1 protein-coding gene is annotated in these 439 nt (G+C 38.3%); it reads right to left on the bottom strand.

All coding sequences use genetic code 11. The annotated features are described in order from the left end of the window. The coding region (locus tag ETC00_RS19925) for a beta-ketoacyl-[acyl-carrier-protein] synthase family protein (RefSeq protein ID WP_483296500.1) at positions 1–403 on the bottom strand (403 nt) is incomplete at its 3' end. Positions 404–439 lie beyond the last annotated feature (36 nt).

Raw genomic sequence — 439 nt, 5'->3', positions numbered from 1 at the left:
ATATGGGGATGCGTTTCGTGTGTACAGAAAAAGGAAGTTCATTTATGATTCTTGCCTCAATGCTCGGTGTAGCAATTCCCGTCGTTGAAATGAAAAAGATTGCTTCAACGTCTTCAAAAACAATATTTGCACGATGTAAACAGCGCACAATCGCCTCTTTTCCATATCGAACAGCATGCTCAATATACAGCTCATTTTTCTCAGCAAACGAATGAGTCTGCATATACCAATCTAATGGTTGTACAAGCGATCTTGATTGAATATGATCATGTTGAAAAATGGATAATAACCGATCAATATGTTCAGAACGGTGTTGAAACATGCGTTTTATTGCAACCATCACCTCGTTTTGTGAAACGCGGTAAGGAAGTTCAGCTAATTCAACTGCAATGATACTTGGCATCTATGCCCCTCCTTTCGATAAAGATAATATTTTCCT

The organism is Brevibacillus sp. MCWH, from assembly GCF_013096935.1.
Lineage (GTDB): Bacteria > Bacillota > Bacilli > Brevibacillales > Brevibacillaceae > Brevibacillus > Brevibacillus aydinogluensis.
The sequence above is the reverse complement of the archived record's forward strand: the minus strand, read 5'-3'. Positions and strand labels throughout refer to the sequence as shown.